Source organism: Streptomyces sp. NPDC027185, assembly GCF_055567035.1.
Window position 1 is genome coordinate 757,848 of sequence record NZ_JBVHRF010000003.1, and the last position, 14,724, is coordinate 772,571.

Genomic DNA, 14,724 nt, shown 5'->3' on the forward strand with positions numbered 1-14,724 from the left:
CGGTCGTTACGCGGTGCCGCCGGCGACCGTGAGACCGCCGTCGACGGTGAGGACACGGCCGGTGACCCAGGAGGCGTCCTCCGAGGCCAGAAAGGCCACAGCGGAGGCGATGTCCGACGGCTCGCCCAGGCGCCGAAGGGGATAACCCCCGGCGGCCTCGGTCTCCTTGCCCTCGTACAGGGCCTCGGCGAACCGCGTCTTCACCACCGCCGGGGCCACGGCGTTGACGCGGATCTCCGGGCCGAGTTCGACGGCCAGGGTCCGGGTCAGGTGCGACACCGCCGCCTTGCTCACCCCGTAGAGACCGATGCCGGGAGCCGGGGTCTCCCCGGTCACCGAGGAGAGGTTGACGACGGTGCCATGGCGCTCGTCGAAACCGAGCTTCGGGTGGGCCACGGCGTCCTGCACCCAGGCGAGGGTGGCCAGGACGTTGACCTCCAGCACCTTGCGGGCGACGTCGAGGTCCAGGCCGACGACGGGACCGTAGGCCGGGTTGATGCCCGCGTTGTTGACCAGGACATCGAGCCCGCCGAATTCGCGTGCGACGGTGTCGAAGACCTCGCGGCGGTGCTCGGGGTCGTCCGCCTTGCCGGCGACGGTGATGACGCTGCCCGGGGGGAGGGTGGCGGCGGCCTCTTCGAGCGGTCCGGTTTTGCGGGCCGTGAGGCATACGCGCGCACCCTCCGCGACGAGCCGTTCCGCGACGGCGAGACCGATGCCCCGGCCGGCGCCGGTCACGACGGCGACCCGGCCGGAGAAACGGCCTCGGTGGGTGGAGTTCTCGCTCATTGATCAGTCCTTCGAGGGGGAATCCGGCTCGGTGCCGTCGAGGCCGCGGAGCTCGGCGCGCCGGATCTTGCCGCTCTGGGTCTTGGGCAGGTCGGAGAGGAAACGGATCGTGCGGGGGCACTTGTAGGCGGCCAGCCGGTCGCGGGAGAAGGCGATCAGTTCTTCCGCCGTGGCGTGCAGGCCCGCCTTGAGCGAGACGTAGGCGACGACGGTCTCGCCGCGGTAGGCGTCCGGCTGTCCGACGACCGCGGCCTCAAGGACCGAGGGGTGCTCGTACAGGGCGTCCTCGACCTCGCGCGGCCAGACCTTGTACCCGGACACGTTGATCTGGTCCTTGAGCCGGTCCACCAGGTAGACCCAGCCCTGCTCGTCGATGACGGCGACGTCGCCGGTACGGAGCCGGCCCTCCGGCATCGTCTGCCGGGTGGCCTCGGGCTTGCCCCAGTACCCGGGAACGACCTGCGGCCCGCTCAGCTCCAGCTCGCCCTGCTGACCACAGGGCACTGGATCGCCATGCAGGTCGACGACGCGCGCGGTGAGATGAGGCAGCGGCTTGCCGATGGACAGCGTCCCGCTCGGCAGATGCACCGGCGCCCGCTCACCCGGCGGTACGGCGATGACGGCGGACGTCGTCTCCGTCATCCCGTAGCCGTTGTGGAGGTGGACGCCGAACCGCTCCCGGAACCGCTCGACGGTGGCCGGCGGGATCGGCGCGCCACCCGAGTACAGGGCCTTCGCCGAGGCGAAGTGCTCCGGTCCGGCCTGCGGGAGCTCGTAGAGCGCGTTGTACGCGGTGATGGAGCCGATCGTGTAGGTCACCCCGTGCTCGGCGAAGGTCTCCAGGGCGACCTCGGGGTGGAAGCGGCCGGCCAGGACGAGTGTGGTGTCGGTGAGCAGGGAGATCGTCGCGTTGACCACCGCGCCGGTGATGTGGAACAGCGGGGCCATGGCGAGCACGACGTCTCCGTCGCTCACGCCCATCCACGACGCGCAGGTCGCCACCACGCTCAGGACGTTGCCGTGGCTGTTCATGGCACCCTTCGGCGGGCCCGTGGTCCCCGAGGTGTACGTCAGGAACGCGATGTCGTCGCGGGTCGGCTCCACGGGCGAGGGGCCGCGGCCCTCGAACTCGCCGATCAGGGCCACCAGGTCGCCGTCCGGCGCCGGGGCGTGGCGTTGTGTCGTCGCGAAGACCCGCGGATCGTTCCTCGACTGGTAGTCCAGCGCCGACGTGCTGATCAGCCACCGCACCGAACTCCCCGCCAGCGTGCCGAGCGTCTCGTGAACGTCCTCGTCCGCGCAGACGACGCCGACCGCCCCGGAGTCCTCGACGATTCGGCGCAGCTCCTGGCGCCGGTACATCGGATTGAGTCCCAGCGCCGTGGCCCCCAGCTTCCACAGGGCCAGCAGCACCAGCGCGTACTGCGGGACGTTCTGCAGGTACACCCCGACGCGATCACCCCGGCCGGTCCCGCGGGCCTCGAACGCGGCGGCCAGGGCGTCCGACGCCGCGTCCACCTCCCGCGCGGACAGAGCACCGTCGAAGAAGCGGAGCGCGACGCCCTCCGGGTTCTTCGCCACGCGTGCCTTCCAGGCGGCCACGAGCGAGCCGGGAACCGTGTCCGGACCCGTACCGGATCCGTCGTGGAACACGTCCCGCTGCCGGCTCTCATCCACTGTCATCTGCCGTCCTTCCCATCCATGTCGGCGCGCTTGGCGTGCCGGTCACGTGAGTTCGCGCTTGAGGATCTTTCCGGTGGACGTCATCGGCAGGGAATGCACGATCTCCACGACGCGCGGGTACTTGTAGGCGGCCATCTGCTCCTTGCCCCAGGTGATCAGCTCGTCGGGACGGCCCTCGAAGCAGAAGTACGCCTTCGCCTCCGAGCCGGCGAGGCGGTAGGCGACCTCCCGGCCCTTGAGCAGGATGTTGAGCGGTACGACTACGCTGCCGGCCTTGAGGATCCCGTAGTGGACGATCGGGGACCGGGGCACGTTCGGGCAGCTGAGCGCGACCTTGTCGCCGGGCCGGATGCCGCGGTCGACCAAGGGGCTGGCGGCGGCCTCGACCTGGGCGTAGCTCAGGCGCGTCGTGCCGAGGACGACAGCGTCTCTGTCAGGGTGCGAGCGGGCGGAGTCCTCGGGCAGGACCGAAAGGTTCAGCATGGTGTCTTCCGGGGAGGTGGACCGGGCCAGACCTCGGGGGAACAGAACACGCGGCCTGGCCCGGAGCGGGTGAGGGTTGCACGCGACGTGACAGCGCGTCACAACTTCTGCAGCAGCCGGTCGAGGATCTCGGCCGTCGCCTCGATGTCGGCGGTGGTGTGTGCCGTGCTGATGAAGACCTTGCCGGACGGCATGAACAGGAAGCCTTGACGCAGCATCCCTTCGAGGATCACGGTCCAGAGCCCGCCGGTCCCGTGCAGCCCGGTGGACCCACCGGCGGGGACGTACTGGAGGAGCGAGCCGACCCGGTTGAAGCGGCCGAACTCAGCGGATGGACCGAGAGCGCCGCCGACGAGTGCTTCGAACTCGGACGAGATCCCTTCGAGTTGCTCGTAGACCGACGGATCGGCCAGGACGCGCATCGTCGCCGCGACGGCTGCCAGCGCGATCGGGTTGGCGTTGAAGGTTCCGGCGTGCACGACGCCGGAGGTCACCTGGTCGATCAGATCGGCCCGGCCGACGACGGCGCTCTGGGTGAAGCCGCCGGCCATCGCCTTCCCGAAGACGGACAGGTCGGGCAGCACGCCGTACTTCTCGGCCGCCCCGCCCCGGGCGATCCGGAACCCGGCGATCACCTCGTCGAAGACGAGGACGACGCCGTGCCGGTCGCAGAGGGTCCGCAGCGTCGACAGGAACCGCGGTGTGGGTGCTTCGACGCCGGCGTTGCTCATCACCGGGTCGACGAGCACGGCCGCGATGTCGCGCTCAACGGCCTCGCTCAGCAAGCGCTCGGCCAGCCGCACGTCGTTGAAGCGCGCCACTACCAAGTCGTCAAGGACGCTGGCCGACTGCCCCGCCCCACCGGGGGTGGCCGGGCGGTCGCAGTCGTCCTCGGACATCCCGGCGTACACGGTGTCGTGCCAGCCGTGGTAGCTCCTGGCGAACTTGAGGACGCGGCGCCTGCCGGTGGCGGCGCGCGCGAGGCGCAGGGCCACCTGCACCGCCTCGGTCCCCGTGTTGCTCCACAGCAGCCGCTCGCCGTGCGGCACCGCTTCGAGGACCGCTTCCGCCGCGAGGTACTCCAGCGGGTGGCCGGTGCCGACGACCTGCATCTTCGTCGCGACCTCGGACACCGCTGACAGCACCCGCGGGTCACCGTGACCGAGGACGAGCGGGCCCCAGGCCATCACGTAGTCGACGTACCGGTCGCCGTCCAGGTCCCAGACGTGTGCGCCCCGCGCCTCGCGCACGAAGAGCGGATGAGGCGGCATCGCGGCGCGCAGACCCGACCCCACACCTCCGCCGACGCTGCGGCGGGCTCGCTCGAAGGCCGAGCGTGATGATTCCAGGGCCATGAGATCACCCCTGCCTTTCAGTACGTGATCACCGAGCGGATGCCGATGCCGCGCTTCATCCGGTCGAACGCCTCGTTGACGTCCTTCAGACCGATCACGCTCGTCACCAGGGAGTCGAGATCGATGCGGTGGTTCATGTAGTGGTCGATCAGCAGCGGGAAGTCGGAAGCCGGCTTGCTGGAGCCGTAGTTCGAGCCGATGAGCGAGAGTTCCTGATCGGACATGACGAAGGGATCGATGGAGACCTTCAGGCCGTCCGCCACCTGCCCGGCGACCACCGCCGTGCCGCCCCGGGCCAGGACCTCGTAGGCCGACTCGATGGTGCGGGGCAGCCCGATGGCCTCGATGGCGATCTCCACCCCGCGTCCGTCGGTGAGCTGTCGCACCCGGTCCGCGAAGTCCTCGCGGGCGTTGTTGATCAGGTCGGTCGCGCCGAAGACGCGCGCCTGCTCCAGCTTCTCGTCGGAGACGTCCGCGGCGATGATCTTCCGCGCGCCGGCGAGCCGGGCACCCTGGATCGCGTTCAGGCCGACGCCGCCGCAGCCGAGGACCAGCACGGTGTCGCTCGGACGCACGCCGGCGGTGTTGACGGCCGCGCCGACACCGGTCGTGACGGCGCATCCGACCAGAGCCGACTGCGGGAACGGGGCGTCGTCCCGGACGGCGATCGCACCCGACTCGGGCACGAGGGCGTACTCGCCGAACGTTCCGAGGCCCGCGAAGCTGAGGACGTCGTCCCCGCCGGCGGACGTGATCCGGGACCGGCCGTCGAACGACAGGTGGTTCGCCGAGTGCTCGCTCACCATGTCGCAGAGGACGGGCCTGCCACTGACGCAGTAGCGGCAGCGGCGACACGAGGGCGTCCAGGACAATACGACGTGGTCGCCCTGCTTCAGCGTCGTGACGCCTTCGCCGACACTCTCGACGATCCCGGCTCCCTCATGGCCGAGGATCATCGGCGCAGGAACCTCCCATTCGCCCAGGAGGACGTGGAGGTCGCTGTGGCACACCCCGCTCGCCCGGAGCCGCACGAGCACTTCGCCGGGCGGAGGCGTCGAGGGGATCGTCACCCGCTCGATGGCCAGCGGTTCGTTCGGCGTCCTGAAGACGGCGGCGTCGAACTCGATCGTCATGAAAGTCTCCCTTCCGTGTTCTGGGGCGGTCACGTCCGAGCGGTGCGGATGAGCTTCTTGTTGGCGAACTCGTCGATGCCCGCCCGTCCCAGCTCGCGGCCGAACCCGGACAACTTGACGCCACCGAAGGGCAGTTCCGCGCCTTCGAGGCCGACGCCGTTGATGAAGACCATGCCGGCCTCGATCCTGTCGGCGACGCGCAGCGCCTGCTCGGCATCTGTCGTGAACACGTAGGAGCCAAGCCCGTACGGCGTGTCGTTCGCCAGCTCGACGGCCTCGTCCTCGGATCCGACCCGGTAGACGGTCGCGACGGGGCCGAAGAGTTCCTCGGCGGCCGACGGCGACGTCGGCGGGACGCCGGTCAGCACGCCGGGCGGGAAGTACGCCCCTTCGCGCTGTCGTGCGGAGACGAAGGTCGCCCCTTCCTCGACGTTTCGCTCGACCTGTTCCTCGACGTACTCGGCGGCGGCGACCGAGGAGAGCGGCGCCAGGCCATCGGTCAGTGCGAGCACCTTCTCGGTGAACCTGTCGAGGAAGGCGTCGTAGACGTCCTCGGCGACGATGAAGCGCTTCCCGGCGTTGCACGCCTGGCCGGCGTTCTCGAACCGCGCCTCGACCGCCGCCTGGACCGTGGCGTCGAGGTCGTCGGTGGACAGCACGATGAAGGGGTCCGAACCGCCCAGTTCGAGCACCACCTTCTTGAGGCTGCGCCCGGCCTTCTCGGCGACCTCCGCGCCGGCCCGCTCCGAACCGGTGAAGGAGACGCCCCGCACGCGGGGGTCGGCGATGGCGCGGCCGATCTGCTCCCCGGTGGCGTGGACGTTGACGTAAGCGCCCCGGGGGAATCCCGCGTCCGTGAACAGCTGCTGGAGAGCCGCGGACGACTCCGGACACTGCGATGCGTGCTTGAGCACGATGGTGTTGCCCAGCGCGAGGTTGGGCGCGGCGAAGCGGGCCACCTGGTAGTACGGGTAGTTCCAGGGCATGATCCCCAGCAGCACGCCGACCGGCTGGCGGCGGACGAAGGCGGTGCCCTCTCCCTCCAGGAGCTCGATCGGTTCGTCGGTGAGGAACTTCTCCGCGTTCTCGGCGTAGTACCGGTAGATCGAGGCGCTGAACTCGACCTCCCCCACGGCCTCGTCCACCGGCTTGCCCATCTCCCGGTGGATGATCTCGGCGAGCTGTCGGCCGCGCTCGTCGTGCAGGGTGGCGACGGCGTGCAACAGCTGGGCGCGCTGTGCCACGGAGATCTGCCTCGACCAGCGGGCGTAGGCGTCGGCCGCCGCGTCGAGCGCCGCGCCGACGGTCTCGTCCGTCGCGGTGGGGTACTCCTTGACCAGCTTGCCGGTGGCCGGGTCCACCACCGCGTACACGTGCCTCTTCGCCATGCTGACTCCTTGTTGATGTGACGGGTTCATGCGAGGGCCCCGGTCGCGGGGGCCGGGTTCGCGTCCGAGGCCGCGTTGCGGTCGTGCAGTGCGCGGTAGGCGCGGAAGTAGACGAATCCCTGGGTGCCCCAGGTCGCCAGCGCGGCGGTGTAGAAGAGCGTGCGGTTCGCGTCGTCGAACGGCAGGGGGAAGAAGTCGTACGTGATCGCGATGGTGCTCCCGGCGGCCGTGACCAGTGCCGTCCAGACCGCCGGCCACCTCGCGCCCGCGTTCCAGAGCCGCTTGGCGAAGTACCCGAGGAAGACCGCCGTGAGGAGATTGACGACGACGTAGAACGCGGCGACCCAGAACGCGATGCCGCCGGTGTGCAGGTCCGCGCCGTGGAACTGACGGAGGAAGAGACCGGCCACGATCGCGATTCCGAACACGGCGACGTCGACGCCGAGGCTCGGCCTGTAGCGATGGGTGACCTTCATCAGGCCCATGACCAGAATGAGCGTGATGCCGATCGATCGGGAGAAGGCGTCGAAGAAGTACGCCACGTCGTACAGGACGCTGTCGCTCTTGGCGCCGAGCAGGGACCAGAGCAGGAAGTTGGTGCCCGACGTGGCGACGACCATCCACTCCAGGCCCAGGAGGTAGTTGCCATAGCGGCGGATGAACTGCCATCCGTAGAAGTAACCGGCGAAGATCATCCACAGGTCTGCCAGCAGGAACAGGATCTCCCTCATCGGGACGCCCCCTCTCGGACGGCGCGGGACAGCAGGGTGAGGACGCTCTCCGCGGTGCGCTGCCCCGTCAGCACCGCGCCGTTCATGGTTCCGGCCCATTCGCCGGCGGTTTCGGAGCCCGCCCAGTGGACGCGCCCGTGGGGCTCGGACAGCGCCTTGCCGAAGCTCGTGGTCGCGTAGGGGGCGACGGCGGGATTGGGGCCGCCCGGGGCGAACGGTTCCGCTCCCCAGCAGTGGTCCACGTAGTCGATCGGGGTGAGCGCCTGCGGACCGTAGAGGTCGGCGAGCTGCCGGACGACCCGGTCGCGCCGGGTCCCGGGGCTGAAGCCGTCGAAGACGCGCGGGTCGCAGAAGGCCATCAGGACGCCCGGTCCGCCGGGGGCGGGGGACACGTCGAAGGTGATGAACACGGTTCCGGTGTCGGTCACCGCCTCACCGGAGAATCCCTCGGCCCGCCAGAACGGCTTCTCGTAGGCCACGAACGCTTTGCTCAGCACGCCCATGCGCCAGGTCCGCGTGAGCCCTTCGCCCTGTTCGGGCAGAGCGGGCTCGAAGGTGATGGCGGCGCGGTGCGCCGGCGAGGCCGTGACGATCGCGTACCGGGCGTGGATCTCGCCGGAATCGGTGCGGACGGTGACGCCGTCGTCGTCCTGTGCGATGCGGCGCACCGGTGTCTTCAGGCGCACGCGGTCGCCGAGCCGCTCCGTCACCCGCTCGGCGATCTCCTGGGTGGTCTCGACGAACCGGTCCTGCTGCTGACCGCCCTCGACGTCCAGCATGTGATCGAGCCCGCCCGCCGAACGGATGTAGCGCATCGCGTGCAGCAAGGAGACGTCTCCCGGGGTGCACCCCCACTGCACCTTGCTGATGACGGTCATCAGCGCGCGGGTGCTGGGCAGTGCGTTCTTCCCGTCGAGCCACTCGCCGAACGAGATGGCGTCGAGCCGGCCGGCCCCGGGGGACTCCCAGGCGGCGTTCACGTCGATGGTCGCGACCAGCTTGTTCACCGCCGTCTGCATGCGGGCCATGTCCACCAGGGCCGCGGGGGAGACCTTGGGAATGGTGCCGCTGTAGGTGCGGCGCCGGCCCGCCATCCACAGCACGTTGCGTCCCTGGGCGAACTGGTCGGTGGTGGTACACCCGACCCGGCGCGCGAGGTCCCGGACGGCGGTGTGGCGCCGGGCCACCCAGGTCGCTCCGAGGTCGACCTTCACGCCGGCCACCTCGCCGGAGAGCGAGCGGCCTCCGACCCGGTCGCGGCCTTCCACGACCAGGACGGACCGCCCTGTGCTCACCAGCCGCTCCGCCGCGCTCAGACCGGCGAAACCGGCACCGACGACCACGACGTCGACCGTGGTGTCCCCGGAGCCGGGCTTACGGGATCCGGACATGGCTTCCTCCTTCGCCCACGCGGTCCGCGTGCTGCGCGATGTAGGTCGTGACGGGGCCGACGAGGGCCTCGGGGAGGTGATGGCCCATGCCGGGGATGACCACGTGCTGGGCCGAGCGGATCGCCCGTACGGTCGCGGCGCCGCCGCTCGGGTTCACCAGCGGGTCCCGGTCGCCGTTGATGACCAGCGTCGGGGCGGTGATGCTGCCCAGCTGGGCCGTCCGGTCACCGGAGCGTTGGATGGCCTGGATCTGGCGCGCCGTGCCGGCCGCCGGGTCACCGGCGCTGCGGTCCCATCCGCGAGCCGCGATGGTTGCCTCCGCCGCGTCGTCGATGGGGTGCCCCGTTCCCGCGATGTGACGGGTGAGCCTCAGGTGGGCACGGACCGCCGCGGTTCTGTTCCTCGCGGGCGGGGCGGCGAGGAGCCTGACCGTCGACAGGGCGGGCTGCCCGACCTTGCGCGCCCCGGTGGTGGAGTAGAGGGAGGTCAGGGACAGGGCCCGCTCGGGTGCTGTGGCCGCGACCGTCTGCGCGATCATTCCGCCCATCGACCGCCCGACCAGGTGAACCCGCGCGATCCCGAGATGGTCGAGTACGCCGATGGCGTCCCGGGCCATGTCGGCCAGCGCATACGCGTCGCCGCGTGGACGCGCGGCGATCTGACGCCAGAGCGCGGGCGGGGGAGTGGTGACGAACGTCGACCGGCCGGCGTCGCGGTTGTCGATCGCGACGACCCGGAAACCGCGGGCGACGAAGGAACCGACGAACGAGTCGGACCAGAAGGTGAGGTCCTCGCCCAGCCCCGCGATGAGCAGCATCGCGGGGTCGTCCTGGTCGCCGTGGTCCCGGAAGCAGATCGTCATGCCGGACGGCAGGGTCGCGTACTGGTCGACGCTCTCGGCGCCGCTCGTCTCAGGCATGGGTGGCTCGCCGCCCGTCGGATGACTGCGCGGCCGTCCGACGGGTGCCGAACTCCAGGTGCTCGTCGGCCACCGGGCCGCGCAGGGCCCTGGCGTCCTCGGGGTAGGACATCGCCATCCGCCAGGGCTTCTCGGGGCCCTGCTTGGGCAGGAGCTTCTCGCCGCGCTTGGCGTACCCGGCCTGAAGGTCCATGACCGGCCTGCGCTGCGTCCCCGCCGGCGCGACCGGAACCACCGTGTCGTATCCGCGGGCGTCCATGTGCCTGACCAGATCGATGAAGTAGCGGCACATCAGGCTCACCTTGAGCGTCCATGACGAGGTGGTGTAGCCGATCGCCATCGCCCAGTTCGGGATGCCGCTCAGCAGCATGCCGCGGTAACAGAGCGCGTCCGCGATGTCGACCTGGCGCCCGTCGACCACGAGGGGCATGCCGTCGAAGAGCCGAAGGTTCAGCCCTGTCGCGGTGACGATGATGTCGGCTTCCAGCTCCTCACCCGACTCCAGGACGATTCCGCGCTTGCTGAACCGCGCCACGGCGTCGGTGACGACGGAGGCCCTTCCGTCCTTGATCGCGTCGAAGAAGTCCCCGTCCGGTGCCACGCACAGCCGCTGGTCCCACGGGTCGTACGGCGGATTGAAGTGCTTGTCGACGTCGAATCCCTTGGGCAGGCGCTTGACGTTCTCGCGCCGGATGAACGCCCGTCCTGCCTTGGGGAACCTCCGCAGGCCCTTGACCACGGCGTGTTCCGTCCAGATGTTCTTGAACCGCGTCACGGCGTACCCGCGTTCTTCTCCGAGCAGCTTCGTGAGCGCCAGGGCGACCCTGTCGACGCGGGGGAGCGCCATGACATAGGTGGGGGTGCGCTGCAGCATCGTCACGTGCCGGGCGGCGCCCGCCCCGGTGGTCATGGCAGGCACCAGCGTGATCGCGGTCGCGCCGCTGCCGATGACGATGACCCTCTTGTCGCTGTGGTCGAGATCCTCGGGCCAGTGCTGCGGATGGACGATCCGGCCCTCGAAGTCGTCCCGCCCCGGGAACTCCGGGGAGAACCCCTCGTCGTACCGGTAGTAGCCGGTGGCGGCGAAGACCCATCCCGCGCGGATCGTCCTGGTCCGGGTGGTGCCCGTGGCGGGGTCCGAGGTCTGGACGGTGAGGGCCCACCGTGAGTCCGCCGTGGACCACTCCGAGCGGACGACCCGGTGGCCGAGCCTGAGGACGCGCTCCAGGCCGTTCTCCTCGACGGTTTCGTGGAGGTACTCCTTGATGAGGGGAGCGTCGGCGATCGCGGCCTCGTGGCGCCAGGGCTTGAACGCGTATCCGAACGTGTGGAGGTCGGAGTCCGAGCGGATGCCGGGATAGCGGAACAGGTCCCACGTGCCTCCGATGTCGTCGCGCGCTTCCAGCACGGCCAACGACTTGTCGGGCAGCTCCCGGCTGACATAGGTGGCCGCGCCGATTCCGGAGATCCCTGCTCCGATGATCACCACGTCGAACTCCTCGACGGCGTCCAACACCTCAGCTGTCATGGCGTTTCCTCGCTGTTCCTGTGGCGGTTACCTCACTGTCGCGAGCCGTGACCGCCTGCGAGAACGACAGCGGGCACCTCCTTCGCCAGGGCTCGGTGCACGATGCACAGGCGGGCCGGGCTGGTGCGCCCATACGGTGTCCGACGTTCGGGTCGAGGCCCCGGTCGAGGTTTGCCCCCGGTGTTTAGTGGTACTAAACACCGGGGTCGCGGTCGTGCGCGGAGGCCGAATCCGTCGTCGTCACGGCCTCGCCGCGTGCCGGGACCCACAGGTGTACCGAGCCGCGAGGGGATCGCCGCCGTCGCTCCCCCGATCATCGCCGTCACTCCCGCGATCGGGGCCGGGCGGAAGCGGCCGCCGACCCGGAACCGTACGGGGCCACGTCTTCCCGGGCGGGAGGAGCCGCCTCCTGCCGCTCCGGCTCAGCCGCTGCGAGGGAGCCGCACCCGTTCGTCCGCGCAGGCGTACCGCTGCGCGCACTCCTTCATCCACCCATGACGGGCCGGTACCGGCCCGTGAGCCGAAAGGTGGTCGCGATGACCGACCTCTCCGGGACAGGGCACGCCGAAGCACCCGGCGGTGAAGCCGGACCGGGCAATCCGCTCCACCGTGGGCTCGGCGTGTCGCAGATCGTTTTCATGGTCGTCGCCGCGGCGGCACCGCTCGGCCTTGTGGCCGGCGGGGTGCCGCTCGCCCTCGCCGTGAGCGGCAGCCCGGGGATGCCGCTGTACTTCGCGCTGTCCACCGTGCTGCTGCTGATCTTCGCGGTCGGCTTCACGCTGATGGCCGGACGGGTACGCAACGCGGGGGCCTTCTACGCCTACGTCCAGGCGGGGCTGGGCCGGATCCCCGGTCTCTCGGCCGCGACCCTCGCGCTCTTCTCCTACACGCTGCTTCTCGTCGGGGTGAACGCCTATGTCGGGGTCGCGACGAGCAACGTCATCGAGCGGTACGCCGACGTCGGCTCCCCGTGGTGGGCGTGGGCGCTCGTCTCACTCGGCGTCATCGCCTTCCTCGGCTATCGCGACATCGAGCTGAGCGCCAAAGTGCTCGGTGCCGTGCTGGTGCTGGAATCCCTGCTGCTCCTGGTCATGGACCTCGGCATCGTGGGCCACGGCGGCGCCCGCGGCCTGACGGCCGAGCCGGTGTCGCCCTCGATCGTGGGCACCGGTTCCCTGGGCCTCGGCATCATGTTCGCCCTCTTCGGGTTCATCGGCTTCGAGGCGACGGCCGTGTTCCGCAACGAGGCGAAGGACCCCGACGTCACGGTCCCGCGGGCGACGTACGTCGCGATCCTGGTGATCGGGGCCTTCTACGCGTTCACGGTGTGGGCGATCGTGGTGGGCGCCGGCGTCGACGCTGTGGTCGGAGCCGCGCAGGCCGACCCCGAGGGCCTGGTCCTCACGCTGACGCGGAGCTACGTGGGGTCCGTCTGGGCCGACAGCATGCAACTACTGCTGATCACAAGCCAGTTCGCCTGCGTACTGGCTTTCCACAACGTCGTGACGCGCTACCAGTTCGCCCTGTCCCGGGCCGGTGCGCTTCCGCCGCCGCTGGGCGTCGTCCACCCCCGGCACCGCGCGCCGTCGGCGTCCTCGGCCGTCGCCTCGGCGGTCGCGTTCGTCACCACGCTCGTCGTCGCCGTGCTCGGCCTCGACCCGATCGGGGACCTCTACGCGTGGTTCTCCGGCGCCGCCACCCTCGGCATCGTCCTGCTGATGGCGGCCACCAGCCTCGCGGTCATCGGCTTCTTCCGGCGCGCCGATGGGCGGCCGTCGGTGTGGCGCACGGTCGTGGCCCCGGGCGTCGCCTTCCTCGGCCTGGCCTGTGTGGTCTGCCTGATGGTCGCCAACTTCCCGCTCCTCGTCGGTACCGCCACGGGCGCCTGGGTGATCGGTGGCCTCGTCGCCCTCTCGGCCGTGGCCGGCGCGGTGCAGGCCCTGGTCCTGCGAATGCGCCGACCGGCTGTCTACGAGAAACTCTGAGCGACGTGCCGGTCAGCTCATGAGCGCAGGGGCGCGGCCGGTCTGTGCACCGTGCACCGTCCTCGGGGGAGGCCGGTGCACGGTGTCGTTCTCACCGCGGCCGTGGCCTGTGAGAGTGGAGTACGAGGCAACCGCCACCGGCGAAGTCCGGTTTCGCCGAGCACCGTGTCGTGGGCGGGCCGACCGGGGCGCCCAGAGGAGTGACGTTGAAGAACCGGACTGTGGTGGTGGGGCTCGGCGCCACCGGCCGCGCCATCGCTTCTTCCTTGCTGCGGCGCGCGGACGTGGAGATCGTGGGAGCGGCGGACCGGGATCCCCGCGTGGTCGGTCAAGACCTCGGAGTGCTACTCGGTGGCGTCGCGAACGGTGTCGTCGTCGTGAGCGACCCGGCCGAGCTGCCCGCCGCGGACCTCGCGATCATGGCGACCGTGTCGGATCTGGACAAGGCGGCCGGCGTCCTGCTGCCGCTGCTGGAGCGTTCGTACAACGTCCTGAGCATCTGCGAAGAGCTGGCCCATCCATGGCGGAGCCACCCCGATCTGGCGCGGCGGCTCGACGACACGGCGAAGGCGCACGGCGTGACCGTCATGGGGAGCGGGGCGAACCCGGGCATCCTGATGGACACCCTTCCCCTCCTCCTGACCGCACTGACTCAGCGCGTGGAGAGCGTGCGTATTCGCCGGCGGACGAACATGTCACGCTACGGCGCGATCCTGTCGAAGTTCGGCCTCGGTCTGACCACGCGTGAGTTCGCGACGGCGCGCAGCCGGGGTGAGGTGGTCGGGCACCACGGCTTCGAGCAGACCATCGGGGCGCTCGCGGCGGGGCTCGGATGGGATCTCGACTCGGTGGACGTGGGAGAGGTCGAACCCGCTGTCGTGACGACCTCGCCGCGCGTCGGCGACCACCTGCGCATCGAACCAGGGCAGATCGCGGCGGTCACTCACGCCGCCCGAGGCGTGCTCAAGGGCGATGTGGTGATCGATCTGGAGATCACGTTCGGGTTCTTCGAGCCGGCCGACGAGGTGGCCGCGGGCGACGACTACCGGATCGTCGGAGAGGAGCAGGTCGTCGACCTCCGCTCCTTCGTGGGCTTCGATTCCTTCCTCAGCACCGTCGCGGCGGCGGTCAACGCCTCCACCGCGATCGTCGAGGCGCGTCCCGGTCTCCTGTCGATGGGGGACCTGCCCGCCCGTTCGGTCGCGGCCAAGGGAGAGCGGCGAGCGGGCCGGGCCTCGCTCGGGGCCACGACTTCTCAGGACTGAGACGGAGACGCAGAAGCCGGAGAACCTCCTGTTCGCCGTCTTCACGCGTCTCGCCGAAGAGCCGCCCGTCACGG

12 protein-coding genes are annotated in these 14,724 nt (G+C 70.3%); 2 read left to right on the forward strand and 10 right to left on the reverse strand.

Going from position 1 to position 14,724, the window contains the following annotated elements; genetic code table 11:
- Positions 1 to 6: 6 nt before the first annotated feature.
- The 10 genes from ACZ4M8_RS13405 to ACZ4M8_RS13450 all read right to left on the reverse strand — a co-directional run bounded on the left by ACZ4M8_RS13405 (position 7) and on the right by ACZ4M8_RS13450 (position 11,400).
- The gene (locus tag ACZ4M8_RS13405) at positions 7 to 789 is read right to left on the reverse strand and encodes an SDR family oxidoreductase (protein ID WP_467606434.1); all 783 of its coding nucleotides are present in this window, start codon (positions 787 to 789) and stop codon (positions 7 to 9) included.
- Positions 790 to 792: 3 nt separating this feature from the next.
- The gene (locus tag ACZ4M8_RS13410) at positions 793 to 2,472 is read right to left on the reverse strand and encodes a class I adenylate-forming enzyme family protein (RefSeq protein ID WP_467606437.1); all 1,680 of its coding nucleotides are present in this window, start codon (positions 2,470 to 2,472) and stop codon (positions 793 to 795) included.
- Between the two features lie 42 nt (positions 2,473 to 2,514).
- A complete protein-coding gene (locus ACZ4M8_RS13415; RefSeq protein WP_467606439.1) occupies positions 2,515 to 2,955 on the reverse strand; it encodes an AMP-binding protein in 441 nt (146 codons plus the stop codon).
- A gap of 98 nt (positions 2,956 to 3,053) precedes the next feature.
- Positions 3,054 to 4,310 carry an aspartate aminotransferase family protein gene (locus ACZ4M8_RS13420; RefSeq protein WP_467606441.1) on the reverse strand — a complete coding sequence of 419 codons (1,257 nt, stop codon included), beginning with the start codon at positions 4,308 to 4,310 and terminating at the stop codon, positions 3,054 to 3,056.
- 17 nt (positions 4,311 to 4,327) lie between these two features.
- Positions 4,328 to 5,443 carry a Zn-dependent alcohol dehydrogenase gene (locus tag ACZ4M8_RS13425; RefSeq protein ID WP_467606444.1) on the reverse strand — a complete coding sequence of 372 codons (1,116 nt, stop codon included), beginning with the start codon at positions 5,441 to 5,443 and terminating at the stop codon, positions 4,328 to 4,330.
- A gap of 29 nt (positions 5,444 to 5,472) precedes the next feature.
- Positions 5,473 to 6,831, reverse strand: a complete 1,359-nt coding sequence (locus ACZ4M8_RS13430) for an NAD-dependent succinate-semialdehyde dehydrogenase (RefSeq protein ID WP_467606447.1) — start codon at positions 6,829 to 6,831, stop codon at positions 5,473 to 5,475.
- A 26-nt stretch (positions 6,832 to 6,857) separates the two neighbouring features.
- Positions 6,858 to 7,562: a transporter gene (locus tag ACZ4M8_RS13435; protein WP_467606450.1), complete on the reverse strand. Its 705-nt coding sequence runs from the start codon at positions 7,560 to 7,562 to the stop codon at positions 6,858 to 6,860.
- Positions 7,559 to 8,953 carry a flavin monoamine oxidase family protein gene (locus tag ACZ4M8_RS13440; RefSeq protein WP_467606452.1) on the reverse strand — a complete coding sequence of 465 codons (1,395 nt, stop codon included), beginning with the start codon at positions 8,951 to 8,953 and terminating at the stop codon, positions 7,559 to 7,561. Before ACZ4M8_RS13440 ends, ACZ4M8_RS13435 begins: the two co-directional genes overlap by 4 nt.
- Positions 8,937 to 9,872 carry an alpha/beta fold hydrolase gene (locus ACZ4M8_RS13445; protein ID WP_467606454.1) on the reverse strand — a complete coding sequence of 312 codons (936 nt, stop codon included), beginning with the start codon at positions 9,870 to 9,872 and terminating at the stop codon, positions 8,937 to 8,939. The genes ACZ4M8_RS13440 and ACZ4M8_RS13445 overlap by 17 nt, the downstream gene beginning before the upstream one ends.
- A complete protein-coding gene (locus tag ACZ4M8_RS13450) occupies positions 9,865 to 11,400 on the reverse strand; it encodes a flavin-containing monooxygenase (RefSeq protein ID WP_467606456.1) in 1,536 nt (511 codons plus the stop codon). Before ACZ4M8_RS13450 ends, ACZ4M8_RS13445 begins: the two co-directional genes overlap by 8 nt.
- 536 nt (positions 11,401 to 11,936) lie before the next feature.
- On the opposite strand from ACZ4M8_RS13450, the gene ACZ4M8_RS13455 reads away from it, so the two are divergent.
- Positions 11,937 to 13,385, forward strand: coding sequence for an APC family permease (locus ACZ4M8_RS13455; protein WP_467606459.1), 1,449 nt, complete (start codon positions 11,937 to 11,939; stop codon positions 13,383 to 13,385).
- A 200-nt stretch (positions 13,386 to 13,585) separates the two neighbouring features.
- Positions 13,586 to 14,650, forward strand: a complete 1,065-nt coding sequence (locus ACZ4M8_RS13460; protein WP_467606462.1) for a dihydrodipicolinate reductase — start codon at positions 13,586 to 13,588, stop codon at positions 14,648 to 14,650.
- Positions 14,651 to 14,724: the final 74 nt, after the last annotated feature.

Excerpts from the sequence above, each read along its gene's own strand:
- ACZ4M8_RS13405 (WP_467606434.1), bottom strand. The coding sequence starts at position 789 with ATGAGCGAGAACTCCACCCACCGAGGCCGTTTCTCCGGCCGGGTCGCC.
- ACZ4M8_RS13410 (WP_467606437.1), bottom strand. The coding sequence starts at position 2,472 with ATGACAGTGGATGAGAGCCGGCAGCGGGACGTGTTCCACGACGGATCC.
- ACZ4M8_RS13415 (WP_467606439.1), bottom strand. The coding sequence starts at position 2,955 with ATGCTGAACCTTTCGGTCCTGCCCGAGGACTCCGCCCGCTCGCACCCT.
- ACZ4M8_RS13420 (WP_467606441.1), bottom strand. The coding sequence starts at position 4,310 with ATGGCCCTGGAATCATCACGCTCGGCCTTCGAGCGAGCCCGCCGCAGC.
- ACZ4M8_RS13425 (WP_467606444.1), bottom strand. The coding sequence starts at position 5,443 with ATGACGATCGAGTTCGACGCCGCCGTCTTCAGGACGCCGAACGAACCG.
- ACZ4M8_RS13430 (WP_467606447.1), bottom strand. The coding sequence starts at position 6,831 with ATGGCGAAGAGGCACGTGTACGCGGTGGTGGACCCGGCCACCGGCAAG.
- ACZ4M8_RS13435 (WP_467606450.1), bottom strand. The coding sequence starts at position 7,562 with ATGAGGGAGATCCTGTTCCTGCTGGCAGACCTGTGGATGATCTTCGCC.
- ACZ4M8_RS13440 (WP_467606452.1), bottom strand. The coding sequence starts at position 8,953 with ATGTCCGGATCCCGTAAGCCCGGCTCCGGGGACACCACGGTCGACGTC.
- ACZ4M8_RS13445 (WP_467606454.1), bottom strand. The coding sequence starts at position 9,872 with ATGCCTGAGACGAGCGGCGCCGAGAGCGTCGACCAGTACGCGACCCTG.
- ACZ4M8_RS13450 (WP_467606456.1), bottom strand. The coding sequence starts at position 11,400 with ATGACAGCTGAGGTGTTGGACGCCGTCGAGGAGTTCGACGTGGTGATC.
- ACZ4M8_RS13455 (WP_467606459.1), top strand. The coding sequence starts at position 11,937 with ATGACCGACCTCTCCGGGACAGGGCACGCCGAAGCACCCGGCGGTGAA.